The sequence below is a fragment of the Sporosarcina sp. AD_1 genome, assembly GCF_057373025.1.
In genome coordinates, this window is record NZ_JBPVIR010000007.1 from 165,229 (window position 1) to 191,211 (window position 25,983).

At 46.0% G+C, this 25,983-nt stretch carries 26 protein-coding genes; 17 read left to right on the forward strand and 9 right to left on the reverse strand.

Translation table 11 applies throughout. The annotated features are described in order from the left end of the window. Window positions 1-162: 162 nt before the first annotated feature. Together ACSW3C_RS15010 and ACSW3C_RS15015 are read right to left on the reverse strand one after the other, a co-directional pair. Window positions 163-795 carry a PspA/IM30 family protein gene (locus tag ACSW3C_RS15010; protein WP_486563610.1) on the reverse strand — a complete coding sequence of 211 codons (633 nt, stop codon included), beginning with the start codon at window positions 793-795 and terminating at the stop codon, window positions 163-165. A gap of 13 nt (window positions 796-808) precedes the next feature. Then, on the reverse strand, window positions 809-1,156 hold the full coding sequence (locus ACSW3C_RS15015; protein ID WP_238079102.1) for a lmo0954 family membrane protein: 348 nt from the start codon (window positions 1,154-1,156) through the stop codon (window positions 809-811). Window positions 1,157-1,345: 189 nt separating this feature from the next. On the opposite strand from ACSW3C_RS15015, the gene ACSW3C_RS15020 reads away from it, so the two are divergent. The 12 genes from ACSW3C_RS15020 to ACSW3C_RS15075 all read left to right on the forward strand — a co-directional run bounded on the left by ACSW3C_RS15020 (window position 1,346) and on the right by ACSW3C_RS15075 (window position 15,733). Continuing rightward, window positions 1,346-2,497 (forward strand): thiolase family protein, encoded by a 1,152-nt coding sequence (locus ACSW3C_RS15020; RefSeq protein WP_486563611.1) that lies wholly within the window; start codon window positions 1,346-1,348, stop codon window positions 2,495-2,497. Window positions 2,498-2,510: 13 nt separating this feature from the next. Then, window positions 2,511-3,281 carry a 3-hydroxyacyl-CoA dehydrogenase gene (locus tag ACSW3C_RS15025; protein ID WP_486563612.1) on the forward strand — a complete coding sequence of 257 codons (771 nt, stop codon included), beginning with the start codon at window positions 2,511-2,513 and terminating at the stop codon, window positions 3,279-3,281. A gap of 11 nt (window positions 3,282-3,292) precedes the next feature. Beyond that, window positions 3,293-4,444, forward strand: coding sequence for an acyl-CoA dehydrogenase family protein (locus ACSW3C_RS15030; protein WP_486563613.1), 1,152 nt, complete (start codon window positions 3,293-3,295; stop codon window positions 4,442-4,444). Window positions 4,445-4,552: 108 nt separating this feature from the next. Next, a complete protein-coding gene (locus tag ACSW3C_RS15035; protein ID WP_486563614.1) occupies window positions 4,553-6,175 on the forward strand; it encodes a long-chain fatty acid--CoA ligase in 1,623 nt (540 codons plus the stop codon). A 499-nt stretch (window positions 6,176-6,674) separates the two neighbouring features. Further along, on the forward strand, window positions 6,675-7,964 hold the full coding sequence (locus ACSW3C_RS15040; RefSeq protein ID WP_486563615.1) for a DUF4139 domain-containing protein: 1,290 nt from the start codon (window positions 6,675-6,677) through the stop codon (window positions 7,962-7,964). A gap of 343 nt (window positions 7,965-8,307) precedes the next feature. Beyond that, complete coding sequence (locus ACSW3C_RS15045) at window positions 8,308-8,919, forward strand: DedA family protein (protein ID WP_486563616.1); 612 nt, start codon at window positions 8,308-8,310, stop codon at window positions 8,917-8,919. A gap of 6 nt (window positions 8,920-8,925) precedes the next feature. Continuing rightward, window positions 8,926-9,753, forward strand: coding sequence for an undecaprenyl-diphosphate phosphatase (locus ACSW3C_RS15050; RefSeq protein ID WP_238079095.1), 828 nt, complete (start codon window positions 8,926-8,928; stop codon window positions 9,751-9,753). Between the two features lie 791 nt (window positions 9,754-10,544). Next, a complete protein-coding gene (locus ACSW3C_RS15055; protein ID WP_486563617.1) occupies window positions 10,545-11,612 on the forward strand; it encodes a PepSY domain-containing protein in 1,068 nt (355 codons plus the stop codon). 152 nt (window positions 11,613-11,764) lie between these two features. Next, window positions 11,765-12,466, forward strand: a complete 702-nt coding sequence (locus ACSW3C_RS15060) for a response regulator transcription factor (RefSeq protein ID WP_486563618.1) — start codon at window positions 11,765-11,767, stop codon at window positions 12,464-12,466. Beyond that, complete coding sequence (locus ACSW3C_RS15065; protein WP_486563619.1) at window positions 12,463-13,824, forward strand: sensor histidine kinase; 1,362 nt, start codon at window positions 12,463-12,465, stop codon at window positions 13,822-13,824. The genes ACSW3C_RS15060 and ACSW3C_RS15065 overlap by 4 nt, the downstream gene beginning before the upstream one ends. Beyond that, window positions 13,821-14,579 (forward strand): PepSY domain-containing protein, encoded by a 759-nt coding sequence (locus ACSW3C_RS15070; protein ID WP_486563620.1) that lies wholly within the window; start codon window positions 13,821-13,823, stop codon window positions 14,577-14,579. The genes ACSW3C_RS15065 and ACSW3C_RS15070 overlap by 4 nt, the downstream gene beginning before the upstream one ends. 14 nt (window positions 14,580-14,593) lie before the next feature. Beyond that, window positions 14,594-15,733 carry a glycerate kinase gene (locus tag ACSW3C_RS15075; RefSeq protein ID WP_486563621.1) on the forward strand — a complete coding sequence of 380 codons (1,140 nt, stop codon included), beginning with the start codon at window positions 14,594-14,596 and terminating at the stop codon, window positions 15,731-15,733. A gap of 127 nt (window positions 15,734-15,860) precedes the next feature. On the opposite strand, the gene ACSW3C_RS15080 is transcribed toward ACSW3C_RS15075, so the two are convergent. The 6 genes from ACSW3C_RS15080 to ACSW3C_RS15105 all read right to left on the reverse strand — a co-directional run bounded on the left by ACSW3C_RS15080 (window position 15,861) and on the right by ACSW3C_RS15105 (window position 20,345). Next, window positions 15,861-16,964, reverse strand: coding sequence for a nitric oxide synthase oxygenase (locus tag ACSW3C_RS15080; RefSeq protein WP_486563622.1), 1,104 nt, complete (start codon window positions 16,962-16,964; stop codon window positions 15,861-15,863). Window positions 16,965-17,315: 351 nt separating this feature from the next. Then, a complete protein-coding gene (locus tag ACSW3C_RS15085) occupies window positions 17,316-18,053 on the reverse strand; it encodes an MBL fold metallo-hydrolase (RefSeq protein ID WP_486563623.1) in 738 nt (245 codons plus the stop codon). A 60-nt stretch (window positions 18,054-18,113) separates the two neighbouring features. After that, a complete protein-coding gene (locus tag ACSW3C_RS15090; RefSeq protein WP_486563624.1) occupies window positions 18,114-18,716 on the reverse strand; it encodes a hypothetical protein in 603 nt (200 codons plus the stop codon). Window positions 18,717-18,742: 26 nt separating this feature from the next. After that, complete coding sequence (locus tag ACSW3C_RS15095; RefSeq protein WP_486563625.1) at window positions 18,743-19,039, reverse strand: hypothetical protein; 297 nt, start codon at window positions 19,037-19,039, stop codon at window positions 18,743-18,745. A 1-nt stretch (window position 19,040) separates the two neighbouring features. Beyond that, window positions 19,041-19,607: a hypothetical protein gene (locus ACSW3C_RS15100; RefSeq protein ID WP_486563626.1), complete on the reverse strand. Its 567-nt coding sequence runs from the start codon at window positions 19,605-19,607 to the stop codon at window positions 19,041-19,043. Window positions 19,608-19,709: 102 nt separating this feature from the next. Next, window positions 19,710-20,345 carry a BMQ_0737 family morphogenetic spore coat protein gene (locus ACSW3C_RS15105; RefSeq protein ID WP_486563627.1) on the reverse strand — a complete coding sequence of 212 codons (636 nt, stop codon included), beginning with the start codon at window positions 20,343-20,345 and terminating at the stop codon, window positions 19,710-19,712. Between the two features lie 203 nt (window positions 20,346-20,548). Between ACSW3C_RS15105 and ACSW3C_RS15110 the strand changes: the two genes are divergently transcribed. The 4 genes from ACSW3C_RS15110 (at window position 20,549) to ACSW3C_RS15125 (ending at window position 23,039) form a co-directional block, all read left to right on the forward strand. Continuing rightward, window positions 20,549-21,226, forward strand: coding sequence for a zinc ribbon domain-containing protein (locus ACSW3C_RS15110; RefSeq protein ID WP_486563628.1), 678 nt, complete (start codon window positions 20,549-20,551; stop codon window positions 21,224-21,226). Between the two features lie 114 nt (window positions 21,227-21,340). Continuing rightward, a complete protein-coding gene (locus ACSW3C_RS15115; protein WP_486563629.1) occupies window positions 21,341-21,988 on the forward strand; it encodes an exosporium glycoprotein BclB-related protein in 648 nt (215 codons plus the stop codon). A 135-nt stretch (window positions 21,989-22,123) separates the two neighbouring features. Then, complete coding sequence (locus ACSW3C_RS15120) at window positions 22,124-22,327, forward strand: hypothetical protein (RefSeq protein ID WP_486563630.1); 204 nt, start codon at window positions 22,124-22,126, stop codon at window positions 22,325-22,327. 136 nt (window positions 22,328-22,463) lie between these two features. Beyond that, entirely contained in the window at window positions 22,464-23,039 is a 576-nt protein-coding gene (locus tag ACSW3C_RS15125) for a hypothetical protein (protein ID WP_486563631.1), read from the forward strand. 290 nt (window positions 23,040-23,329) lie between these two features. Here the strand turns inward: ACSW3C_RS15125 and ACSW3C_RS15130 are convergent, their stop codons facing one another. Beyond that, window positions 23,330-24,553 carry an MFS transporter gene (locus ACSW3C_RS15130; protein ID WP_486563632.1) on the reverse strand — a complete coding sequence of 408 codons (1,224 nt, stop codon included), beginning with the start codon at window positions 24,551-24,553 and terminating at the stop codon, window positions 23,330-23,332. Between the two features lie 138 nt (window positions 24,554-24,691). Between ACSW3C_RS15130 and ACSW3C_RS15135 the strand changes: the two genes are divergently transcribed. Further along, the gene (locus ACSW3C_RS15135) at window positions 24,692-25,972 is read left to right on the forward strand and encodes a helix-turn-helix domain-containing protein (protein WP_486563633.1); all 1,281 of its coding nucleotides are present in this window, start codon (window positions 24,692-24,694) and stop codon (window positions 25,970-25,972) included. Window positions 25,973-25,983 lie beyond the last annotated feature (11 nt).

The following is a 25,983-nucleotide window of genomic DNA, read 5'->3' on the forward strand; positions in this document are numbered from 1 at the left end:
TCCTTATGGGCAAGGACGGGTTGATAACGGCCAATTGAAAAACGGCGGTCTGCGTTAGATGCTAGGAATTTCGTGGAAATTTCTCCGTAATTCCTAGCAGAAAGACACTGAATCGGAACAGGATGACCCCATTAAGGGTCATCCTTCCTCATCTTCTATAGTTTACACAATTTCCTCGCGTTTTGGAGCATTTTTCTCGAGTAATTCGAGCCTGCGCTCCATGGACGATGATTCGTAGTCCTTCTGAATTTTACCGCCGAGGTTATCAATGTACGCTTTCATTTCATCCATATTGGACATGTCTTTGTTTTCTGGCGAAATGATCTGGTCCATACGGCGATGAGCGCGTGTGACATTTTCCTTGCCCATCAGTTGAAGCTGGCGGACTTTCATATCCTTCACTTTATGTTTCATTTCTTCAAATTTCCGTTCTAAAGACATCAATTCGTAGGCAGCTTCCGTTACGCTGCCGGAAAGCTCGGCTGCCCGTTTTTCGTAGGAGCCGACTTCTTGCTCGGCAAAGGCAACCAGGTCTTCTTCGCCTGTCGCGTTAGCAAGTTCAAGCTGCCCGCGCCGCTTTTCAGCCATTGCTTCCGCTGCTGCCAGTTCTTTTTCCAGCTCTTCTTTCAACTTTGCTTGACGCTCCAGCAATTTTCCGACGGAGTCGGTTTGCTTTTCCGCTTCGCGAATGTATTGGTTCAACATCGCAATCGGGTTTTTGTTTTCCTTTTTATCGAGCAATGTGTGCAAATCGGCTTGGACTGTGTATTTGAATCGGTTCCATAATGAGTTCATCTGTAGTTCCTCCTTATTTTGTAATTTCGTTCCATTGACGTTCAAAGTTGACGAATGGATCGTCGCTCTGTGTGATAATGTCGTCTTTTTTCTTACCATCCCATTGGCGCCATACCCAGTACACGGCAAGCATTGCAATGATGGCAATAAAAGCCGGAATATTGGAGATTGCTGTCAATAAACCAATGACAAGGACGAATCCCCAAAATAGCTTCAGGAATGTTGAATCAGTCTTCCTATAATAATGGACACCGGCGAATGCAATAGCGGCCGAGACGGCAAGTCCGATTAGCGATCCTACATTTGCGAGGACAACGATCGCTGCCGTAATGCCAAGTAACGCGAGACCAAATTTCTTCATGTTGTTGTTCCTCCCTTCGTTATATTCATATCGTACTCTGATTCGAAAGAGATCCATACGGGCGTGAAACGGATTTGCGCCTACGACTTGAGACCGATTCGTTCTAGGTCAGATTGGCAAAAGAAAGCCCTTTCATGTAAACTTAAACTATATGAAAAGTTGTTTAATTCAGAGAAATGGGGGATGAGCATGCGTGAAGTAGTCATTGTAGAAGGGGTGCGCACAGCTGTCGGCCGAAGAAAAGGCGGTTTTTCACACTACCGTCCGGATGAACTGGCAGCCAAAGTGCTCGATGAATTGGTGTATCGGGCAGGTATCGACAAAGGGCTTGTCGATGACGTCATTTTAGGATGTGTGACGCAATCTGGCGAACAAGGGGGAAATATCGCGAGGACGGCTGCGCTAATTGCGGATTTTCCGATCCATGTGCCCGGTGTGACCATTGACCGGCAATGTGGTTCGAGTCAGCAAGCTGTTCATTTCGCATCTCAGGCAATTGCGTCTGGAGATATGGATATCGTCATTGCTGGTGGAGTGGAAAGCATGACGCGGGTCCCGATGTTTTCAAATATAGGGGAAGCGAAGCCGAGTGCGATGCTGACAAGCAAACATGAAATTATCAACCAAGGGCTTTCAGCTGAGCGGATTGCGAAAAAATGGGGATTATCCCGTGAAGTACTGGACGCTTATGCACTAGAGAGCCATCAAAAAGCATTGGATGCCATCATGGAAGGGAAGTATTCTGCTGAGATCGTCCCTGTGGAAGTGGAGCAGGAAGATGGTTCGAAGGCTCTCCTTCTCCAAGATGAAGGGCCACGACCTGACTCGACGATGGAATCGCTTGCCGGATTGAAAACCGTATTCGATGAGCAGGGAGTCATCACGGCAGGGAATGCCAGCCAAATGAGTGATGGCGCTTCAGCCGTATTGCTCATGTCGAAGGAGAAAGCGGAAGAACTTGGCGTGAAGCCGCTTGCTCGAATTATAGCAAGATCTGTTGTCGGCTCGGATCCGACGTTGATGCTGACTGGTCCAATCGAAGCGACTCGAAAAGTGTTGGAGAAAGCCGGATTGTCGATTGATGATATGGATACGTATGAGGTGAATGAAGCGTTTGCCCCCGTTCCGCTTGCCTGGTTGATCGAGACCGGAGCTGATCCGGACAAATTGAATCCGAACGGCGGCGCCATTGCATTAGGCCATCCACTTGGCGCAACGGGAACTAAATTGCTCATCTCCATGATGAATGAATTAAAGCGGACGGGCGGAAGGTATGGGCTACTCGCAATTTGTGAAGGGATGGGCATGGCGAACGCGACGATTATCGAACGGTTGGGATAAGGGGGAGTTAAACATGGATATGAAGTCGATATGTGCCGTTGTTACGGGCGGCGCCTCGGGGCTGGGTGAGGCGACAGTCCGTCGAATTGTGGAAGGTGGCGGAAAAGCGGTCATTTTTGATGTGAATGAAGAGTTGGGACAAAAACTCGTTCAGGAGCTCGGGGAAGACCGGGTTTTATTCAGAAAAACGGATGTGGCAAGTCCCCATGAGGTGGAAGCAAATGTTGCGGAAGCAGTCAAAGCGTTCGGGGCGATCAATGCAGCCGTAAACTGTGCGGGTATCGCAACGCCGGGGAAGGTCGTTTCAAAAGGCGGCCCGATGGCATTGGACCGTTTTGAAAAAGTGATTCAAGTCAATCTCATCGGTACGTTCAATGTGCTGCGTGTCGCAGCTGCTGCGATGCAATCCAATGAACCAAATGAGCACGGTGAGCGTGGCGTCATCATTAACACGGCTTCCGTTGCGGCTTTTGAGGGGCAAATTGGGCAGGCGGCCTATAGTGCATCCAAAGGGGGCGTCGTTTCCATGACATTGCCGATTGCGAGGGAGCTGGCGGCAAGCGGCATCCGAGTCATGACGATCGCGCCAGGACTCGTTGAAACGCCTTTATTTGCAGGATTGCCCGAACCTGCGCGCAAATCACTTGAGGAGCTGACGCTGTTTCCAAAACGGCTCGGCCGCCCTGCGGAATATGCGATGCTTGTTGAAAGCATATTAAGTAACCCGTTATTGAATGGAGAAGTGATTCGGTTAGATGGCGCAATTCGAATGCAGGCGAAGTGAGGGGGATGGGAATGGCAAGATACCGTTTCGAGACGAATGAACATGTGATGTTTCGGGAGACGCTCCGTAAATTTCTTGCAAAGGAGGCGGTTCCTCATTTTGAGGAATGGGAAAGGAATCGGCTTATACCGACCGCCTTTTGGAAGAAGCTCGGCGAAATGGGGTTCCTCTGTCCGCAAGTAGAGGAAGCTTATGGCGGACTCGGTCTTGATTTCAGCTATGGCGTCATCATCGGCGAAGAAATGGAGCGGGTGGGAGCGGGTCTGACGGGTGTCGGTCTGCATAATGATATTGTAGTCCCTTATATAGAAGCATACGGTACCGAAGAGCAAAAGCAACGGTGGCTTCCGGGCTGTATTAGCGGCGACTATATCACGGGGGTCGCCATGACAGAGCCGGGAACTGGCTCGGACCTGGCGAATATTCGAACGACGGCAATTCGGGATGGGGAACATTTTGTAGTAAATGGGCAGAAGACCTTTATTACAAATGGCATTAACGGCAACCTTTTTCTTGTCGTTGTGAAAACTGATCCGCAAGCCCAGCCGAAACACCGTGGTATCAGTTTGCTTATGATCGAGGAAGGGATGCCCGGTTTCTCAAAGGGGCGGAAGTTGGATAAAGTCGGCATGCACTCGCAGGACACAGCAGAGCTTTACTTTGAGGACTGCCGGGTTCCGGCCGGCAATTTGATCGGAGCAGAAGGGAAAGGCTTTACGTATTTAATGGAAAAACTGCAACAGGAACGCCTTATTGTGGCGATTGCTGCGCAGACCGCTTCGGAAGATATGTTGGAAATGACGCTCAACTACGTAAAGTCACGGCAGGCATTTGGCCAATCGATAGGCTCTTTCCAAAATACGCAGTTCAAACTCGCCGAGGTGGCGACGAAAATTGAACTGGGAAAAGCGTTCCTTGAATCGCTCATCGAAGATCATATGGCTGGCAAGGATGTCGTCACGAAAGTATCGATGGCAAAGTATTGGATTACCGAGACGGCGCGAGACATTGCGACAGAATGCATGCAGTTGCACGGCGGATACGGCTATATGGAAGAATATAAAATTGCACGCAGATTCCGAGATATCCCGGTCGCCTCCATCTACGCGGGGACGAATGAAATTATGAAGATGATCATCGCCAAAAATCTCGGCTTGAAATGAATACAGAGAGCGCTGGGCACATAACGTACTGTGGGGTGTACTGTGCCCGGCCAGGATCAGGTTGTACAAGCATCAAAAAATATGGAATGGAAAAGGGGAGCGTTTCACATGATGCAAACACCATTATTACTATCGTCATTTATTAAAAGGGCGGAGCAGTTTTTTCCGGACAAGCTGATCATTTCACGCACAGGACCGGATACAATTCACCGGATTCCGTATCGGGATTTTGCAAAGCGTACAAGGAAATTATCCAATGCACTCGAAAAACTAGGGATGACAAGAGGAACGAAAGTGGGGACGTTCGGCTGGAACCATCATCGACACCTCGAAGCCTATTTTGGCGTGCCGAGCACTGGGGCGATCCTGCATATGGTGAATATCCGGCTGGCGCCGGAACATATCGCCTATGTCATTAATCATGCCGAGGATGAAATTCTCCTCGTCGATGACAATCTATTTCCACATCTAGCGCAACTGGCACCATTGCTAAAAACGGTTAAGCATTACATTATCATGGGGGACAGCAAAGACGTACCGGAAACGTCGCTTGAGAATGTCCATTCCTACGAAGCCCTACTCGAGGAAGCTTCCGATCAATACGATTACCCGGAAGACCTCGATGAAAACACACCTGCGGGCATGTGCTATACTTCCGCGACAACAGGCAATCCAAAAGGCGTCGTGTACACACACCGTGGCATTGTGCTTCACAGCTATGCACTGGGGCTTGCCGACGCGATGGGTATGAGGGAAAACGATGTCATCATGCCGGTCGTGCCAATGTTCCATGTGAATGCATGGGGAATGCCGTTCGCCGCTGTCTTCTTCGGATCGACACAAGTGTTGCCGGGACCTGGATTCACTCCGCAGCTGCTGCTCGATTTGATTGAACAGGAAAAGGTGACGATCACAGCCGGCGTACCAACCATTTGGTTAGCGGTGTTGAAGGAACAGGACGAAAACCCGAGAGACCTATCCTCCTTGCGCGCAATCGTCTGTGGCGGTTCGGCGTCGCCAAAAGGATTGATCCGTGCGTTTGAAGAGCGGTATGGCGTGCCTTTCATCGTCGGATACGGCATGACCGAAACGTCGCCGCTCGTCAGCTTATCCGTCTTCACATCCGGCATGGAAGACCTTACGATGGACGAGAAAATCGACATCAGGGCCTTACAAGGACTCATCATGCCGGGGCTCGAAGTCCGGGTCGTCAATGAAAACGGGGAAGTACCATGGGACGGCAAGACAATGGGCGAGCTGACAGTCCGCGGACCGTGGATTGCGAGCGAATATTATAAAGACGAGCGAACCGAAGAAGCGTTTAAGGATGGCTGGCTGTATACGGGGGACATCGCCGTCATGACAGAATTCGGCTACTTGAAGCTGACCGACAGAACGAAAGATTTGATCAAGAGCGGCGGCGAATGGATTTCCTCTGTAGACTTGGAAAATGCCTTGATGACCCACGAAGACGTATTCGAAGCGGCCGTCATCGCCGTGCCGCATGAGAAATGGCAAGAACGGCCCCTCGCCTGCGTCGTGCTGAAAGAAGGACGGACCGCAGACGAGGAGAAAAAGAAAGAACTCCTCTCCTACATGGAAGGACAATTCGCAAAATGGTGGGTTCCGGACGATGTCGTTTTCTTAAATGAAATTCCGAAGACCTCCGTCGGGAAGTTCTTGAAAGCGGCTTTGCGTGATCAATTGAAGGAATATCAGGTGGAAGTGTAATAGAAGAGAAGGCCATCCGGTTTCGGGTGGCTTTTTGTGCGGGGAGGAATTGAGGAGTCATTGGGTGAAAGGCGTTTTTGCGGGTTGCAGTTGGTTATGCGCGGGTGCGAGAGTTTTATGCTCGAATGCGGTGGTGTTATGCGCGGGTGTGAGCGGTTTATGCCCGGGTGCTGTATTTGTGCTTGGAAGTCGCGAGGTTACGGCGCGGGGGCAGGAGGCATGTACGCTTGTTTGAAGTGGATTTATTTCACCCGGTAGGAGCTATCCATCTATTGTAGGCAGGTTAAATCAAGATGCTTTAATTACGGTTATTTAGCAATTCATCCGTAACAACAGTGAAGATTTTCAGGCATTGAATGTTAATAAACAAGGCCAGCTACAAAAATGGAAAAAATGCGCTTTGTTTTTTGAAAAAAGGGAATAGCGGTAGTGGGACTCAAATCGGCGTTGGGGTTAATACTATGAAGTGAAAAATTGTGAGGAAATTGGAGGTCATAGGATGCCAACACCCATTACGACAGCGAATGCTACTGCTTGCTCGCTAACTGTTTATAATGATGGTTTTGCGCTAGTCAAAGATACACGGAAAGTTCCTGAAATCAGTGAAGACGACATGGTTCATTTCACAGAGGTGGCAAGGCGTATTGAGGCCGACTCCATCATAATTGAAGGGATGGATGTGTCGGAGCTCGAGTATTCTTTTGATTTGCTTGATCAACAAAGCTTGCTCGAAAAATATGTCGGCCGTGAAGTGAAAGTATACGGTAGCCTGGATCGGGATGGCCGTCTTTATACGCTGCTGCGTCCGGGAAATCCTCTTGTTCTGCAAGATGTGGAAACAGGAGAGATTGTGCTGGATCCACGCGGGGAAATCCGGTTTCCGGAAAATCCTGATGGGTTGCATGCCAAACCGACGCTCGTTTGGAAAGTTGCTGAAAAACGGGAAAGTGAAGTGTGTGTGTCTTACTTGACGGACGGCGTCAAATGGGAAGCAGACTATGTCATCTCCTTGCATGGGGATAAGTTTGACTTGTCGGCTTGGCTGACGATGACAAATGTTTCGGGTGTTGCCTATAAGGACGCGAATTTACGTTTGATTTCCGGTACGCTGAACAAGGCGGGGAATGAAAACCAAAAGACGGGAAATCAAGAGCTGTCCCCAAAAGGCGGAGGCAAACAGAGTGACTCTTTTTCGGATTTTCATACCTATACATTCCCGACACCCATCACATTGGAAAACCGCCAGCAGAAATTGTTGCGCCTGCTCTCGTCTACAGGTTCAAAGGCGCAAACGATTTATGAAGTGAATAACCAATCGTCCAACCCCGACATCTATATCGAATTTGAGAATACAGAGGAGAACGGTCTCGGCTTTCCATTGCCTGAAGGGACTTTCAAAATGTACCGTACGAATCCGGTGGATGGAAGTGCGGAGTTTATTGGAGAAGATCGGATTAAGCATACGGAAGTGAATAAAAAGGTCCGGCTGAAATCCGGTGAGGCATGCGATATTAAAGTGGAAAGCAAGGAAAGTGGCAAGTACAAAGAAGGCGGCTATGAATACACGGAATACCAGTATAAAATCGTCAATACAAAAGGCGAACCGATCGAGGCTTTGATTCGTCAGCAAGTGCCCGGACGTCTCTGGACGGTCGATGAATCATCTCATGAATGGGAAAAGAAACAAAACAATATTTTGCTGCCTGTCAATGTAGCGGTGGATCAAGAAGAGACCGTGAAGTTCACTATTCGCCATGACCGTTCTGCACGTCGAACTATCGGATTCTAGAATCCGCCAGGGGATAATTTGTGAAGCATCATCCATTTTAGGTGGGATGGTGCTTTTTCAATGCACAATGTCCCCCTTAATTTTATTAAGCTGTGAATAACTTTTTTCTTTTGTTAATGAAAATTCCGAAATTATTAACATTTTATTAGACTTATTAACATAAAATCGTGGATAAAGTTGAAATTCGGAGAGTTATCCACATTTCGGCCAAGTCATTACATAATGGTTCGTGGACTTGCGTATGGTGGTAGAGGAGAAGGCAACCATTCGAAAAAGGGTCCGTCCTATTAGTGTTGCGCTCGATTGGTTGATTTAGTAAAGTTAAAAGAGCGCAGGAGGTATTATGGAAAACTGGATTACGGAATTCATGTCCAACTTCGGGTATTTTGGTATTTGTCTTTTGATTTTATTCGAAAATGTCTTTCCTCCCATCCCTTCCGAAGTCATCCTGACGTTTGGTGGTTTTATGACGACGTATTCCGACATGACAGTTGTAGGCGTCATTTTAGCTGCAACGGCGGGTTCGGTCGTGGGCGCGATGATTCTGTTTAGCATCGGTATGCTGTTTGACGTGGAACGGCTGGAAAAGTTAGTCGACAGATGGGGAGGGATCTTGCGGATTACCCGCAAAGATGTCCACCGTGTCGATGCCTGGTTCCGCAAATTCGGAGTGTGGGCGGTTTTGCTATGTCGCCTGATTCCGTTAGTGAGAAGCCTCATTTCGGTACCGGCAGGAATGGCGCGAATGAATTTTCCGCTGTTCATTTTGCTGACTGCGATTGGCAGTCTAGCATGGAATACAATTCTTGTCCTAGTAGGCGCAAAGTTGGGTGAAAACTGGGAGGCTGTCCTGGAATACATGGACATCTACTCGACAGTAGTTTATATTTTATTAGGAATTGGCGGGATCGCGGTTGTTTTTTGGTATATCCGCTTCCGCAGAAAGAGAGCTTAATTACTTATGGATTTATTCGAATTGCTAAAAGCACTAATACTTGGTTTTGTGGAGGGCATGACAGAGTTCGCGCCCGTTTCTTCGACAGGCCACTTAATCATCGTGGATGATATGTGGCTGAAAACAGAGGAGTTTCTTGGGAAATATCCTGCAATTACATTTAAAATCGTCATCCAGTTAGGTTCGATATTAGCGGTCGTTGTGGTGTTCTGGAAACGCTTGTTCAGCTTGGTCGGCCTATACAATGTGAATGGTAAGAAAATGAGCAAGAGCTTCAATCTATTGCACGTCATTATCGGAATGCTTCCAGCTGTTGTGTTGGGGTTTGCATTCAAGGATTTGATCGATGATTACTTGTTTGGCGTTAAGACCGTAATTTTTGCCCTTGTGGCGGGAGCTATCCTGATGATTGTCGCAGATAAATTCGGACCGAAAAAGCCGCGTGTCCAATCGTTGGATCAAATTACGTATGTCCAGGCCTTCACAGTCGGTCTCGTTCAATGTCTATCATTATGGCCAGGATTTTCACGCTCCGGTGCCACAATCTCGGGTGGTGTCCTCTTCGGATTAAATCACCGGACTGCAGCAGATTTTACATTCATCATGGCAGTGCCAATTATGGCGGGGGCGAGCTTAGTATCCGTCATGAAAAACTGGGAGTATATGTCGATGGACCATATTTCCTTCTACATTGTCGGATTCCTGAGTGCGTTTGTATTCTCGCTCATTTCCATCCGCTTCTTCTTGAAGCTGATTTCCAAGATCAAACTCGTTCCATTTGCGATTTACCGTATTATTTTAGCTGTTATCTTGGCAATCATCGTGTTTGCCTAATAACAAATAGACCTTCGCACTTTTCATGTGCGAAGGTTTTTTTGTGAATCAAATGCTTCATTAAAGGGTGACATGTTTTCTCATGTCGAGAGAGGTGTGGAATTGCTTGTGCTTCATGGGGCGTGCCTGAATCGGGTGTGTGAGTGCTCGTATATTGCGAAGAGTGCTCGAATAAGCCTTGGAAGTGCTCGTATATCGGGAAGAGTACTCGATTCAGTTGAGAAGTGCTCGAATATCGCGAAGAGTGCTCGAAAAAGTCGTGGAAGTGCTCGTATATCGCCCAAAGTGCTCGTATAGTTGCGTAAATCAAAACTGCGATAAAAAAATCTAACTCCAAAGGACAGCACCCAATAATACAACATGCTCGCCATACAACATGCAGCACATCCATAGGCGAATACTTTATCGGATCGCTTTTTATTTCTAATAAAGGAACCGAAGCTGACGGCAAAAAAGAGAAATGGGAATAGCCAAACTCTAGCGGCGTTTAGGATGAGTAAAGAAACGAGGCTTAAAGGAACGTGAATATAAGCAAGATATTATCTATCAAAAGCAAATCCACCTCCATCTCCCCAATGCAATAGTTCTCTGTATAAATCAATAAATTATACAAGTATAATTTAAGCCTTTTTCAAGTCCCATTGCTGTACGGCAACATTCCACCCTCCACCTACCTTGGAGTTCCCCCATATATTGAAATCTACCATTCTCATCAATTTCTAATAATCCTCTCTCTGTCTTCTCATATTGACGGGGTATGCTAAGAGTGCAGAATAAAGGAGGAGATCATTTTGAAGAAGTGGATGTTGATTCCTGCATTGGCGGGAGTCGTTGCCGTCGGTAGCGTAGCCCTGGCTGATGATTCTGTTTCAAGTTCGAGTACGACAGCTAAACAGATGTTGACGCTGCAGCAAGCGAAAGAGTTGGCGGTACAGCAGGTAGGCGGGCATGTGACCGAGATCGAGCTGGAGAAAAAGAAATCAGGACCTGTCTATGAGGTCGAAGTGGAGTCGAAAGGGATTGAGTATGAACTGGACATTGATGCGCTGACTGGTGCGGTCTCGGTTCGTAAGCAACAATCCAATGTTCCGGCAGCAGTTTCGGGCCAGTTGTTATCGGAGGATCAGGCGATTGCGGCTGCCAAGAAGCTGGCATCTGGCAAGGTCGTGGATATCGAGTTGGACGAAGATAACAAACAGTACTATTATGACATTGAACTTCGCGATGACAACTATGAATATGACGTAAAAGTGAATGCGATCACAGGTGAAATTGTTAAATTCGAGAAGGAGCTCAAATCCGGAAAGAACAACAACCAATCCGGGCAGATCTTGAAGAAAGAGGAAGCCCTCGCATTCGCGAAGAAACATGCGGTTGGAAATGTGAAAAAGATTGAACTGGATCGCGAAGACGGCCGCCGTGTCTATGAGATCGAGATAAAGGACGATCGATTCAAGTATGAGCTTACCTTGGATGCAGTTACCGGCGAATTGATTTCATTTGAAAAAGAGCAGTATAAAAAAGCAAATGCGAAAAAGTCACAGCAAGCCGAAACAAAGGCGGTTTCTTCTAATCACACATTAAAAGTGGTTGAGCCGGCAGCACAAGCGACAACTTCAAAGGTGGAAACGAAGGTAGCTACAGCTACACAACAGTCCCCTAAACAATCTGTGAAAAAGGCAGGTTTGTCGAAAGAGGAAGCGATTGCGATTGCAAAGCGCCATGCAAGTGGTGTAGTAACGGAAATTGAACTGGATGACGGTGTTTGGGAAGTTGAAATGGAAGATGGCGATGTCGAATACGAATTGGAAATCGATGCGGCGACAGGTACCCTTGTTTCATTTGAAAAAGACGAGTAAATGAACTAAGCATAAAAACATAAAAACATAAAAACACACAAGTACATGCCAGGCCCCTTAGCCGCCGGGCATGTATTTTTTAAGTAGGGCGACAAATAGACGATAGAGGCTGATTTCGATAGAATAAAAGGAAAACAGATAGGTGAGCGAACATGAGTGAGAAGATTTTGGTCATAGAGGACGAGGAAAGTATCGCGCGGGTTCTACAATTGGAGCTGGAGTTTGAAGGATATGAGGTTGGGATTGCCTATACCGGGACGGATGGACTAATCACCTACCGGGAGAATGATTGGGATTTGGTGCTGCTCGATTTGATGCTGCCGGGCTTGAATGGGCTGGATGTACTCCGGCGCATTCGCGCGACAGAGATGGATACACCTGTAATTTTATTGACGGCGAAAAGTGATGTGTCAGATAAAGTGGCGGGCCTGGATTTGGGTGCGAACGATTACGTGACAAAGCCGTTTGAGATTGATGAACTGCTGGCTCGCATTCGCTCGGCTCTCCGTATGTCGAAACGGACGGTGCCTGAAAAAGAGGAACATCTCTTTTCCTATGGAGGCCTTTCCATTCACGATCAAACCCGCGAAGTGAAACGGGATGGCAAACCGATTGATCTGACCCCGCGTGAATATGATTTGCTGCTGCATTTATTGAAGCATCCGAATCAAGTACTGACACGCGAGCAGCTGCTGGATGCGGTGTGGGGATACGATTATTACGGCGATACGAATGTTGTCGATGTATACATCCGCTATGTCAGAAAGAAAATCGATAATGGAGATGACATGTCCATGATCCAGACGGTCAGAGGTGTCGGTTATGTATTGAAGGGAGCTTCCTCTGGATCATGAAGCTGAAAACAAAAATTCATCTATCTTCTACATTGCTCATGCTCGTCATTCTCATATTGGCGAACACAGGGATTTATTTTCTCTTTGGGAAGATGTCCAATACAACGGAATATAAACAATTATTAAGTCGGTCCAAAGAATTGATGGCGGCATTAAGTGAAATTGACCAAGAAGAGGAAGTACGCATCGTGCTTCGTGCATACGTGCCCGCAAATGGGGCGATCCGGATCATTGACGCATCAGGGGAATCGACAGTTTCAACAGAATCAGTAGAGAGCTTGGCAAAATTTCATCCCTCTCCTAAACCGGACGAAAAATATGCCATTGGAGAATATGAAGGAGTAGAGGCATTAACAATTTCCGTTCCGATCATCTGGCCATCGGGCGAGGTTGTGACTCTCGAAATGACCCAGCTCTTGACGGATGTAGCGGCCAATTTAAAAATACTGAAATACGTCCTAGTGGGCGTCACCATTTTGGCCATGATTCCGATCATCTTATCGAGTATGACTCTCGGCCGTCTTTTGACGCAGCCGATAGAGAAGCTGCTTGCCGCTATGTCTGAAAGCCGAAGGGAAGGGACGTATGAGAAAATCAATACGTTCGCGAAAGGCAAAGATGAGCTGGCTGAAATGGAGAGGTCCTACAATGACATGATGGAACGGCTCGAAGAAAACTATATGCATCAGGAACAGTTCGTATCGGATGCGTCTCATGAATTAAAGACGCCGTTAACCGTTATAGAAAGCTACGCTCGCCTGTTGAAACGCCAAGGGTATGATAATCGGGCCGTAGCTGAGGAAGCCACAAATGCTATCTTAACCGAGTCTGTGCGAATGAAAGAAATGATTGCACAAATGCTCGAACTTGCGAAAAGCCATCAAGAGCGCACTTATGAAATCATGCCTCTCCATTTGCCGAATGTTCTTCATGCGGTTGTTCCGCCGCTCCGGCAAACGTTCCGGCGTGATATTCAAATAGAAACGGACGGGGACGTCATCGTCGAAACGGATGAGAAGCATTTGCGGCAGCTTTTGTTCATTTTGCTGGATAATGCCCGGAAATATAGTGATCGTGAAATTAAGACGGGTGTGCGAAATGGTGCAGAAGGTGCGGAGATCTACGTAACCGATTACGGAAGAGGTATTCCGAAAGAGCACTTGCCTAATTTATTCAATCGTTTTTATCGGGTGGAAACGGATCGAAACCGGAAAACAGGCGGTACAGGACTGGGCTTGGCCATTGCGAAGGAGATTGCCGATTCACTCGGGGTTCACTTGCAGGTGGAGAGCATTGAAGGCCTTGGAACCACTTTCCGTATTGTGTTTACGACAAGAAAGGGAGAGGATGAAGCATGAAAAAATGGATTCGTAAACCTTGGTTTATTCCGATCCTCTTGACGATACTTATTTTGGCCGTTAGTGAATTTTATTCAAGACAAGTTGTCACGAAAGCACAAACCTTATCCGAAGAGGAAGTCCGGGAACAGTTGAAAGAGATGTATAATGCCGATATCGTAAATGTTTCGCAAAACGATGATGAATATGAGATCACACTGGCACGGGGTGGGTCAGAATATGAAGCGACTGTCGATGCGGAAACCGGCCAGGTGCTCGCCTTGATACAAACGAAGGAAGTGGCGAAAGCACCTCCTGCCAAGAATGAGGAAACAGGCAAACCGCAGGAGGAACATACGGGCAAGGAGGATGCAGAGGAGCCATCTTCCGGAAATGCAAGTCAATCGGATGGCAAAACAGAGCCACCGTCGTCAGTGGGAACGAAACCGACAAAACCTGCGACAACAGGAGGAGCTGCGCAACCCCCCGCCAAAACGACACCAGACAAGAAGCCGGCTACACAGACTTCCAAGCCTGCCAAGCAGCAGGAGAAAAAATCTGTGTTAATTACCGAGAAACGAGCTCGGCAAATCGCAGTCGCCCAATTAAAGACATCCGCTCCTTATGAAGTGGATGACGTAGATTTCGTGAAAACAGATGAAGGCGGGTATTATCTAGTCAACATTGAACTTGATACAGATGATGATTTGGATGAAGTGACGTACCAAATTCATGCGATTTCCGGGGCAGTCATGTCAGTCACATGGGACGAATAAAGGATGGAGGCGGCATGTTGAAAATTATCGTAGCACCTGATTCCTTTAAAGGAAGTTTGACAGCCCGCGAGGCTGCCCTTGCCATGGGGGAAGGTATACTCGAAGCTGTTCCTTCAGCGAAAGTGATCCCGTTACCACTCGCAGATGGCGGCGAAGGCACGATGGATTGTCTTGTCGACGCGACAGGGGGCCACACGGTTTCTGTCCAAGTGAAAGATCCGCTCTTGCGGGAAGTGGCCGCCCGATACGGCATATTAGGCGACGGGTCGACGTGTGTAATTGAGATAGCGGAAGCGTCCGGCCTGACATTATTAAAGGAAGAGGAAAGGGATCCACTGATTGCGACTTCCTATGGTACCGGCCAATTGATCCGGCACGCGCTGGATGCAGGCTGCCGGACATTTGTCATTGGCCTTGGTGGAAGTGCAACAAATGACGGCGGCACGGGTATTCTACAGGCACTCGGTTGCCGCTTTTTGGATGCCAAAGGGGAGGAGCTTGTGGCGGGGGGCGGTGCCTTGCATAAACTGCATCGGATTGATTTATCCCCATTTGATCAGAGAATCATGGAAAGTTCGTTTACGATTGCATGCGATGTACGCGCCCCTTTCGTCGGGCCGGCTGGAGCTTCCGCTGTGTTTGGCCCTCAAAAAGGAGCAGCCGAGGCAGAGGTAGTCTTGCTAGATCAATGCCTGAAACGGCTTGCTGATTGTATCGAAATGGAGACCGGGATTGCCCTTCACGACATGGAAGGAACAGGAGCGGCTGGAGGAGCAGGCGGCGCCTTGTTGGCATTTTTTAATGGCACGATGAAACCGGGGATTGAAGTGGTCATGGAAGCGATGGATTTTGAAAGGATTGCTTCGGAAGCCGATTTACTGATTACCGGAGAAGGGCGCTCGGACGGGCAGACGATAACCGGGAAAGCGCCATCCGGTGTAGCGGGCCTAGCGGAACGTCATCAGATCCCTGTTCTTCTCATTTCGGGGGCTATCGAAGAGGCTTCCCGTGAGATGCTGCAAGCTGTTTTTACTGAAGTGCATGGCCTCACGGATTGTGGGATCAAAACCGAAATAGCGATGTCCCAATCGTTCCGGCTGCTTCGGGAGAAAACAGCGGCGGTTGTGGGGCGGTATATTGAGAGTGTAAATTAAAGAGTCAAACCAAAGATAAAGTGTACTAGATTGTATATAAAAGCCAAAAAGCTGATTATCCAGTACCTGGGTGATCAGCTTTTTGGCCACTTTGCTTATCCCATTTTTAAAGTACCAACTATGAATGTTAGCTCCAGTCAGGGTCTTTTTGATAAAAATAGTTTGGCTTAATAATGTCGTTTTTATAAGGTTTATGATAAATATGAGTAGCGGCAGGAGAAAGTGGGGGGATGAGCCATGCCCAATTGCCTGTGACATTCCTACCGCATGCTTGTTCCCTCTTCTCAAAAGCTTTAAATTGCTTTGCTGCTGTATGATGATCGACAAGTGTAACTCCGGCTTCATAATACGAATGTAAAACTGCGATATTTAACTCAACTAACGCCTTATCCGTCCATAGCGAACGATTAGACCTCGTATCCAATCCCATGAGTTCGGCAACTTTTGGAAGTAAGTTGTACCGATTGGAATCTGCCAAATTTCTCGCCCCAATTTCAGTACCCATATACCATCCATTAAATGGTGCCATAGGATATTCAATTCCTCCAATTTCCAAGCACATGTTTGATATGATTGGGACTGAATACCATTTCACACCAATATCGGACAACTCATCTAATTCTGGATGAGTAATTGGTACTTCTAAGACTAATTCGTTAGGTATTTCAAATAGTTTTGGTCTCTCTCCGTATTCTTGAATTACTAGTGGAAGAACATCATATGGTGTGTTTTTACCTTGCCATCCGAGTTGCTCACACATTTTTGTTAATTGAATCGAGATTGAATCTCCAATTACTGTCTTTCCGTCCTGATATCCAGCATATCGAATTAATTGATGGTTCCAAATACGAATTGGATCGATTCCTTTTTTTCTAGGAGCGAATATAGTAATGGTTGGGCGAATATCACCTTTGTTTGTTGCGAATCTAATATGATCCGACAATTTTATAAAAGCCTCTTCTGCCGTTTCAATTTCCCTTTCATCAAACACTTGTAGTGAATTCCAAAGTAGACGCCCAATGCAACGGTTGCTGTTGCGCCATGCCATTTTAGCTCCGTGTTCCAATTCAAAGCTTTTATGAGAATAAGTGCCGCTTGTTGAAATTTCCTCTTCTATTTCTTCAATTCTTTTCAATTGTTCTTCAATGGATAACCCGATTTCGTCGTAGCATGTATGAATAAATTGGATAGCTTCTTGTCGTAAGGTGGTGGTTATATTTATGGGTGTCATTAGGATCCCTCCATATGACAAGTGTAGCATAAAAAAGCCATAGAATTGATCAACCATGAAACATGCTACTACCTACAAATCGGGTCCTTGCACTATTGAAGAAAACTGTCGGCGGAGTGATTTTGTACCCATACAAGAAAATTTCCTAAATGTATCCACTATTTCAAACAACTTAATCTGCTATTGTGTTGAAGATATCTAGCTTTACAAGGCTCCTAATCCGCCAATCAAGTTTTTAGCACCTCCCTTTATTGCGGGAGGTGCTTTTGGTGTTTCCATCTACAGAATGATGGAATCCTGGATATGGATACATGATCAACCTGCTCTATTTCAGATCGGACTTATTTTCATTCAATCCAGCGTATAGACTTTCCCTACAACAGCAAGCTCCAATTCCCCGTCATATTGCCCCCGAGCCGCTTCTGCAATGTCCTCAAGCTCGCCGTATTGCGGCAGGTGAGTCAGGATCAACTGTTTCGCTTCTGCAAGTCTTGCCAGTGTGCCCGCTTCACTACCTGCCATATGCCCTGGAGATTTGCCGAGATATTCCTCGTATAAATTGGCCTCGCTAATCAATAAATCAGCGCCTTTTGAAAATTCGACAAGGGGCTCTGTCCATTCGGTATCTGCAGTGAATACGGCTGTTTTACCAGCTGCAGTGACCTTCAAGGCTAGGCAATAAACAGGGTGAACCGTCGGGCAGAAGGACAATGTAAAAGGTCCGACTGTATAACTTGTCCTGTCGGAAATCTCGATTCCAACCGTTTGCTCTTTATACGACAGCTTCGCAAACCCCTCTTTGTCATACGCGTGTCCGTAAATAGGCAAAGGCGACATTGGATTTCCTGTGTAATAGTTGATGAGCCGGCTGTATTGGAGGCTGCCGATATCCGCGATATGATCGGCGTGATAATGGCTGATGACGACAGCATCGAGCTGCTCCAGTGGAATGTAATTTTGCAGGGAGGCGAGTACGCCGCTGCCACAATCGAACAGCAGGTTGTACCCGTCCTGTTCGATTAAAAAAGAAGAGGTGGCGCCATTTGCTTTTGGATAGCCTCCCCATATGCCGATGGGTATGATGTTCATGTGTTTGCACCTCCGGAGAATGGATTTCTCCTTTTATCATACCCTTTTCCTTTTGGAAGTTCATTGCTCAGATTCGGCCGATTTTTTCTTATATCGTTCTGTAAGAGAAATGATTTGCTGCAATATATAATCCGGTTGGTCGGGTTCTGTCTTTGTCGTCAATTTTTCTGTATATGTTTCCAAAAGGGCAATGAGCTCGCGCTGTATTTGACTCAGCTGTTGCTCCTCCCGCAATTGGTTTTGCAAAAGCTCCAATTTTTCCTTCTGATCATCAAGCAACTCCACAAGGAGTTTCCTTTCAGTTTGGTCTGTCTGAAGAAGGGAAAGTTCTTTTCCTAAGTTTTGTGTCATAGCTTCGAGTCGATCGACAGCGTGTTGAATATTGTCCTCGGAAGGAGCAGATAGAAAGGCATGCGTCTTTCTACTGTTTTCCAGCGTTTGAATGCGTTTCTGGTAAATCCGGAGCCGTTTCTCCAGCTTTTGATTGGCATAAATTAATTGTTGATAGTCCTCTTTGATTTGCCGGTTTTCCTCTTGAATCTCATGGATAAGACGGGGAGCCGGTTCGGCCGTTTTGTATTTATTCAGTTCAGCGCGCAAAAAAATAATAGTCTGCTTCAATTGCATCGGATCATTACTTTTTATATCACCGAAATTAACCAAGACGGACCAGGACCTCCCTCCATAGGTTATTTACGTTTTACGTCATGTAAAATTTCTTCGAAAGCCTCTTTGTTTTCCGCGATCATGCGTTCAATTTCATCAAGTAGAGTCTTTTGAATGACAGTCGGGTTATTTCGGTTTGTCAATCTGGTAAGTTGTAGCTCTTTATTCATTACGATATAAAGAAGCAAAAGATTAATGGTTTTCGAATCGAGAAATACAAAGCTAGTAGAGGTGGATTCCGATTCGTTCCCTTTTATTACATCCTCCATCAAATTATTCGTGATCCGCTGGATGGCCTCTTGTATAGCACGTGAATCCATATTATGCCTCCTCCTTGTAATCCGCGGAACCATTGATATTAATCGAATTAAGAGCTGCCATACCATCAGGAGTTTGGTCGCTAAAAAAAGTGCCAGTTACACTTCCGGCATAATTGGATGAAGGGAACCAGATCAATTGGAAGTTCGTGAAAGAAAGCAGGCCTCCTGGTGGTATGATCGATATCCCGAGAGGTTTTAATTTGAAAACGGATGGATTGGCAGGATCGTCAATGCGTTCCCAGCCATTCGTTAATTTGTTTGATAAGGTGGATTGCGTGTTGACAAACTTTCCTTGAAGCGAAAAGGGGGCATCTTCTGATAGCGTGAGGTGAATGATTGGATTCGTAATGTCTACATTGCCAATGTTTTTCATATGGAAGGAGCCAAGGCAAAAACTTTCTTGCTCCATTCCGTGTGATAATTGCAAAGCATATGTAAAGTAGCCTATGCATGTATTTTGGCTCTCATTAGCTTTTGAGAGAGCTGTCTTTAATTCTTTTAAATAAAACTGTGTAAGCTGGTGATGTTCTTTCAACTTCGCTTCCACAGCAGTAGTTCCGTTTTGCACACGACATCCTCCTATTTTTTAAAATAACTAAAATAAAGAGAGAGGACTGAGCCCCTCTCTTTATCATATGAGCCTACTTGTACTATTAGTACTGTTCATGGGTCAGTCAGGAAATACAGTAGGACATTGAGGTGGTCTTGCAGGTAGTGGGCATGAGCCGATAGCTAGCTCAGCGCGCGGCTGGCAGAAGTCTGCTAGGAATTCTACTGTTACAGGGAAAGTTGCTTGGATGCTTTGGCAAGTTCTGATTGAGACTACGAGACCTGCGAAGGTAATGACACCAGTACCTGGTGTAAATGTTCCTTGTGCACTAATAAAGCAATCCAGTTCTGTGAAAGTTACTGTAACGTCTGTTCCATTTGGTGCACACATGATCACCTGTTCAGAACGGGATACCGGAATTCCAGCGCTGCGATAGATCGTACCATTAGGCAATGTCAAAACAAGTACGACTGTAAAGTTCTTTTGAATCGTTAATTGTTGAAGACAGACGATGCCTCCGTCAATCGTAAATTGACGATTTTCCCGACGTAAAATGACAACAGGGTTTACTGCGGCTGGCGTTACCTCGCAAGTTACATTTGCGCCTGTTAAGACGGTACCTGTCGTTACACCCGGGAATGTGATTGCAGTAGTAGGGAAGAAATCAAAACGATTTTCTTTGACTACCCAATCATATACCTTATCGACGTTAATACAGATCAATTCCTGTTCAGGAAGTTGTAGATTATCTTGCATGTAGCTGTCACCTCCATATTTTTATTGGCCTTGCATACGTATCATATGTGGTTTAGAAAGCGTGGCGTGGGCAATGAGCTAGCTTGACTATGAAAAGGAAAGCAGTTCTTTTGCGGATAAGCATCCTGTCCACTAGTCACCGCCTGTGTCTTTTGATAATAGGATAGTGATGAAGGATTGATTTCGCTATAAGAGGTGAAATGATGGAAGATGAAAATCGTAATGCGGAAATGGAACAATTAAAGAAGAAAGTGGAGAGATATCGGGAAGCATTATCTTCTATAAAGACAGAATACTCTTCAGACGATCTACAGTTGAAGAAGAAGTTCGACGTAGTGGAAAAGAATCTTGATAACTTAGACACCAAAGTAAAGGAATTGGCACAACTTCTAGAAGAAGGGCTCGACAAGCTTTCAGAAAAAATTATCGAAGTTAATGAAAGACTTGAAGAAGTGGATCGAAAGCGCGAAAGTGGAGCGTCTGGGGATATTCATAGACATACACAACATCCAGACCTTCTCCCTACCCACTCTCGGAAAGAAAGAACGTCCTCTCAACGAAATACAGCGGTGCCTTCCTTTAATCAATTACGAAAACTGGCAGAAAAAAAGACTAATGTAAATACACCATCACCACGCAGTAGGCCATCCTATGAGGTTCCACCCGTACACGAAAAATCAGAACATCCGAATATTCCAGAGGAGGATGCTCCAGACCCTCCTATGTCTACAGAGGACATACGGGAAATTAGCCAGTTGATGGAGACTTCCAAGGATGCACCTGTCCTCTCAAAAGGGAAAGAAGCCGTGCCTATTGAGACCATACGCAGTGATAACACAAGTCCGTCCTCCCCATTTTGGAGAAAATTTAAGAAAAACTGATTGATAGCCTTCCGGATTTGGTGGAAGGCTGTTTTTTTTGCCAGGGGAAGTTCAATGCCCGTCCGCTTGAAGAATAGAGGAATAGAATAACGGAGAAAGGAGGTGTTACTTACAATGGCTTGTTTTCAAAATGGATGTTGTGGCGCGCGTGACCTAATGAACGCAGCTGAAAATAGATGTCATCAATTAGGACCTATTCGTGCAATTGACCAAAATTGCATAGTGCCGGTTGATGGCGTTGGTGGGAGAGGAACAATCATTCCATATGCTTCAGGGGCTGTGCCACTTGCTTTGGTTGAGACGGTAGGTGGTGCACTTGCATCAGTTCCTTTCCTGGTAGGTTTTGGAACGGCATTCCCAGGTGTACTCCTAGCAAATGGAACGATTAATTTATCTACCGCGGTTGCTGCCTTGAATAATGAAGCATTTGTAGTGCCGAGAGCTGGCACCATCTCATCTTTGTATGCAACCTTTACAGTACTGGCGGCAGTAACTCTTGGAGCGAATAATGCGGTTGTTGCAGAGGTATACCGTGCTCCTGAGGGAAGTACTGTTTTCAGCCCAACTGGAGTGAGAGTTAATCTGGCACCGACAGTACCGGGTCTAATAGCTGTCGGAACACTTTTAAGTGGAAATACAACAGCGAATTTCCCGGTAGCAGCTGGAGATCGTTTACTCCTTGTTTACTCATTATCAGGGACAACCCTTGCGACAGCGTTTACTGGTTCAGGAAGCGCTGGTATGGCAATTGCGGAAATATAATATTATCGAAAACCTTAATGCCCACTGGTTATCCAGTGGTGCATTTTTTGTGTGTCTGATCCAACCCATATATAGGTAGGATTGCCCGTCCATATTTTTATACTCTGAATAGTATACAAGAGAGGAGGTGGTAATATGGTTTGTGGAAAAAATGGAGGATGTGGTGGAAGAGTTGTCGATTCAGAAAATCAACAGCTCTATTATCCAACTGGCAATGATTTTCGGATAATTGGTCGTTTTAAAGGGGTTGACCTTGCTTACCTTACACCAACCCAAGATTGTGGAGAAGTAGCTGCGCTGTTAGATAATAGCCCATCCCGGCGGAATGGTTGTTATTAATTTCTTGAGTGATCCTTATTTAACAAAAAACGTGCTTGCAAACGAACAGAAAAATATCTTTGCCTTGCTTAAGTATATTTGTCCAACCCCTTACTTAGAGTTCGAATAGATTAGTAACAAAGCAAAGGAGGGATGAATGAAAATGAGTTGTAGAAATTGCCAAGCATCAAGAGGCGGATCTTTGCCAAATCATAATTGCCACCACCAGTGTATCTGTCCGGAAAGTCAGTGCTATTTTCGGGTAACGATACCTTGTGCGGAGTTTCCCGGAGGAGTGGTACCTCCACCTCCAGTAGTTGGCGGTGGTGAATCACAGATTTATTTGGCGGCAAGTACAGTAGCAGCGGCTACGGAATATGTTGGAGTAGGAAGTTCTTCTAACAACTTTGCGAGGAATACGGTAGTTATTCCGCAAAATGCGATCATTACGGGCATGGTTTTCAACATAAGGGATAATACGTTAACCGCTGGGCAGTCTGCCACTGCAGATATTGTATTAAGTAAAACTTGTGGATTTGGGACAATTATCGATACAGGAATAACAGCCACTGTATCTGGACCAAACAATGCAACAACGCCAAATTGTTGTGCAACCACTACTGCAAATTATCCGGTTAATGGATGCGATTTATTGTCAGTACGTGTAACAACTGCAGGTGGCGGAGCATTACAGGAAGGTGTAGCTGTAACGATTTCCTATATCACACCTTAATTAAAGGACTGGGATACAGAACGGTAAGTGTAGACAAAGTTACTCATTAACTTTGTCTGCACTTTATTATATTCAGCCTACGTAATAATGGCCCTAGATTGGCCGAAAATAAATTGCAAAATCACAAAAGAAGTAAGGGACATTTAGTAGTCAAATACAACTCTTCTTTGCTTGTAAGAGAAAGGATACCTAAGTTTGAGACTTTCTCAACAGTAACTTTAAAGCTGGAACTTTTACGAGCGTCAGCCAATTGCAACTTAAGACTAAATCTAGAGTTGAAGGAATCTGACTTAAGTACCAACTTTCTCAATCGATCTTAAATCTTTGTCAACCAGCAAAAATAGCGACAACAGGACAACCCAAGCTCCCGCAACAATAAATAATTTATTCACTGGAAAACCTTGTTCTGCGATAATACCGCCCGCAATGGCGAATGCCGGCATGAGGAAGGAGGAAATGGCTCCGTTTAGGGTAAAGACCCGCCCGCGAAATTTGTCTTCGACGAGGACGATGAACAAAGCGCTATATAGGATGCCGTAGATGGTCATGAGCATACTCATGATGACATATAAGAGAATGCCCATGTACAACGCTGTTGTGATGCCCATGCCGAGAAGGGCGAAGCCGGCGATTGACAGCATCAAGAACATAACCATCCCGGGCTTTGCAAATGACGACACTTTATTTGCGACAAGACCGATTAAGATACCGCCAACCGCTGCAAATGCGCCAAATAAACCAAATTCAATTGCTGTGCCGCCGTAGTAGTCGGATACGAGTACTACCACTAAAGAACCCGCTATCGTTGTCGCATTCAGCAGGGAGGCAAGCAACGTCAGCTTTAATATTGACTTGTTGTCCTTCAGAATGGACCAGCCCTCTTTCAGCTCAAGGAGCATGGACTTCTTTTTGGGGGTCTCAGCTTCCTCCTCATTCTCCTCTTTCGGCAAGGAAATATTAATTACAAAAATAAGCAGGATACTAGCGATAATATACACACCCGAATGAAACAGCATGACACCGACAAATCCGATCAATGCGATGAGGAATCCACTGATACCTTGCCCGATTAAACTAGCCGTCTCACTTGTTGAAGAAATGTACCCATTCACTTTTACAATCCGTTGTACGCCGACGATGCGGGGTAGGAGCTTGTTTTTAGCAGGCCCGATGAAAAACATGCAAGTATTGTGGACAATAAGCATGGCGTAGATGGAAAAGGCGATGCCATCAAGCCAGAACAGATAGAGCAAGGCGAGAGCCACTCCAATCGACACCATCACGATATATCCAATCTGCATGGAGGTTTTCGGTTCCCTTCGGTCAACGAGTACTCCAATAAAAGGAGCGATCACTATGCTGGTGAGTGAGTTGACTACCATAAAAAGTGCGGATGAAAGCGGTGATTGCGTAATTTCATATATATACCACATGATGGAGATAATGAAAATGCTGTCCGCCAGTGCCGTTAAAAACTGATTGGTCACGATAAGTGACATGTTTCGTTTAATCAAATTTCTCAGCCTCTCTTCGTTTAATATATTAAACATAGCACAATAGAGAGCCGGTGTTCAATATATTAAACAAAAATATTTTATTTGCTAAACGTGATATACTGGCTATAACAGTTGACGGACGAGGAGGAGAGCGTGTTGACGCATGTCGGAGAAAATATTAAAAGGATCCGGACCGAGAAAAAGATGACTATCTCAGATGTGGCGAATGAGCATGTATCTCGTGGCATGATTAGTTTAATTGAAAATGGGAAAACGCAGCCCTCCATCGAGCGGTTGCAGCATATTGCACGGCAGCTGGGCGTCGAGATTTCGGAGCTGGTGGAGGAAGTCCCGCGGAGTAAAATGAGACAGGTGCTTCATGATGTGCTTGCGTTGTACTATCAACCGGGGTGGGAAGGTGTAGCCAAGGCGCTTGATTTGATGAAGCCGGTTCTAGACAACCATTCTTCAGGCTATGAAGCTGCCAGAATGAATGAGATGTATGCGAGGGGCTTGTACTATCTCTACGTACTTGCGATCGAACAATATAACCAGCAGGAACATAACAACTGGGAACCGTATTTGATGAAGGCAATAGAGTTGTACGGGGAGCTAGAAATGGAGTGGCGAGCGGTCAGGTGCTATTCCTTTTTAGCGGATATTGAATTTGATCAGGCTCGTTATCAAGAGGCGATTCAGATTATCGACCGAGCGCTCGAGCAGTTAACGGTCATGGACAGTGTCGAAACGAAGTCACTTTATGTCCAATTGATTTCGCAGAAAGCTTTTGCCTTCGTCTCCTTGGGACGGAACGAGGAAGCGCATAACCAGTTGGATAATGCAATCCAATTTACTCGCGAACATCTGGTGCTTGATTTTTATTACAATGTGCTTAATGCGAAAGCGTGGCTTTACTATGATGAACAGAAAATGGAAGCCGCTCGGGAGTATGTGGAAGACTGCTGTCTGTTTGTCCAGGCGGTCAAGAATATCAGTTTACAGTTTGAACATGAACTGACTTCAATTTTTCTGGAAGAATTTTTTGAGAGGCAATATGAAAAGGCGATTTCCAAAGCGGAACAGCTGGTGGCCAAGACGGAAGCTTCGAGCCACATGCCCGGAGAGGTGAAGAAGGAATATCTCTTCGCTGTGAAGAATTTACAAGCAAGGGCACTGACTCAGCTGGAACGGTATGAAGAAGCTCTGCAGCTGTTTACGGACAATCAAATTACGATAAACGAGCAGGTCAAGTTAAACCCGCTCGATTTCGCGATTCGTATTTTATCCAATAGCTATGAAGCACTTTGTCTTGATCATCTGGGGAATAAAGACAAAGCGGTGGAACTGGCCAGATCGACAGTCGATCAGCTGCATCATATGCCATATTCTTCTTTCTATCATTTTGCGAAAGAAGTGCTAATGGAGGTTACCAACTAACCAAAGGGGTG

Coding starts and splice junctions, on each gene's coding strand:
- ACSW3C_RS15010 (WP_486563610.1), bottom strand. CDS start 795: ATGAACTCATTATGGAACCGATTCAAATACACAGTCCAAGCCGATTTG.
- ACSW3C_RS15015 (WP_238079102.1), bottom strand. CDS start 1,156: ATGAAGAAATTTGGTCTCGCGTTACTTGGCATTACGGCAGCGATCGTT.
- ACSW3C_RS15020 (WP_486563611.1), top strand. CDS start 1,346: ATGCGTGAAGTAGTCATTGTAGAAGGGGTGCGCACAGCTGTCGGCCGA.
- ACSW3C_RS15025 (WP_486563612.1), top strand. CDS start 2,511: ATGGATATGAAGTCGATATGTGCCGTTGTTACGGGCGGCGCCTCGGGG.
- ACSW3C_RS15030 (WP_486563613.1), top strand. CDS start 3,293: ATGGCAAGATACCGTTTCGAGACGAATGAACATGTGATGTTTCGGGAG.
- ACSW3C_RS15035 (WP_486563614.1), top strand. CDS start 4,553: ATGATGCAAACACCATTATTACTATCGTCATTTATTAAAAGGGCGGAG.
- ACSW3C_RS15040 (WP_486563615.1), top strand. CDS start 6,675: ATGCCAACACCCATTACGACAGCGAATGCTACTGCTTGCTCGCTAACT.
- ACSW3C_RS15045 (WP_486563616.1), top strand. CDS start 8,308: ATGGAAAACTGGATTACGGAATTCATGTCCAACTTCGGGTATTTTGGT.
- ACSW3C_RS15050 (WP_238079095.1), top strand. CDS start 8,926: ATGGATTTATTCGAATTGCTAAAAGCACTAATACTTGGTTTTGTGGAG.
- ACSW3C_RS15060 (WP_486563618.1), top strand. CDS start 11,765: ATGAGTGAGAAGATTTTGGTCATAGAGGACGAGGAAAGTATCGCGCGG.
- ACSW3C_RS15065 (WP_486563619.1), top strand. CDS start 12,463: ATGAAGCTGAAAACAAAAATTCATCTATCTTCTACATTGCTCATGCTC.
- ACSW3C_RS15070 (WP_486563620.1), top strand. CDS start 13,821: ATGAAAAAATGGATTCGTAAACCTTGGTTTATTCCGATCCTCTTGACG.
- ACSW3C_RS15075 (WP_486563621.1), top strand. CDS start 14,594: ATGTTGAAAATTATCGTAGCACCTGATTCCTTTAAAGGAAGTTTGACA.
- ACSW3C_RS15080 (WP_486563622.1), bottom strand. CDS start 16,964: ATGACACCCATAAATATAACCACCACCTTACGACAAGAAGCTATCCAA.
- ACSW3C_RS15085 (WP_486563623.1), bottom strand. CDS start 18,053: ATGAACATCATACCCATCGGCATATGGGGAGGCTATCCAAAAGCAAAT.
- ACSW3C_RS15095 (WP_486563625.1), bottom strand. CDS start 19,039: ATGGATTCACGTGCTATACAAGAGGCCATCCAGCGGATCACGAATAAT.
- ACSW3C_RS15105 (WP_486563627.1), bottom strand. CDS start 20,345: ATGCAAGATAATCTACAACTTCCTGAACAGGAATTGATCTGTATTAAC.
- ACSW3C_RS15110 (WP_486563628.1), top strand. CDS start 20,549: ATGGAAGATGAAAATCGTAATGCGGAAATGGAACAATTAAAGAAGAAA.
- ACSW3C_RS15115 (WP_486563629.1), top strand. CDS start 21,341: ATGGCTTGTTTTCAAAATGGATGTTGTGGCGCGCGTGACCTAATGAAC.
- ACSW3C_RS15120 (WP_486563630.1), top strand. CDS start 22,124: ATGGTTTGTGGAAAAAATGGAGGATGTGGTGGAAGAGTTGTCGATTCA.
- ACSW3C_RS15125 (WP_486563631.1), top strand. CDS start 22,464: ATGAAAATGAGTTGTAGAAATTGCCAAGCATCAAGAGGCGGATCTTTG.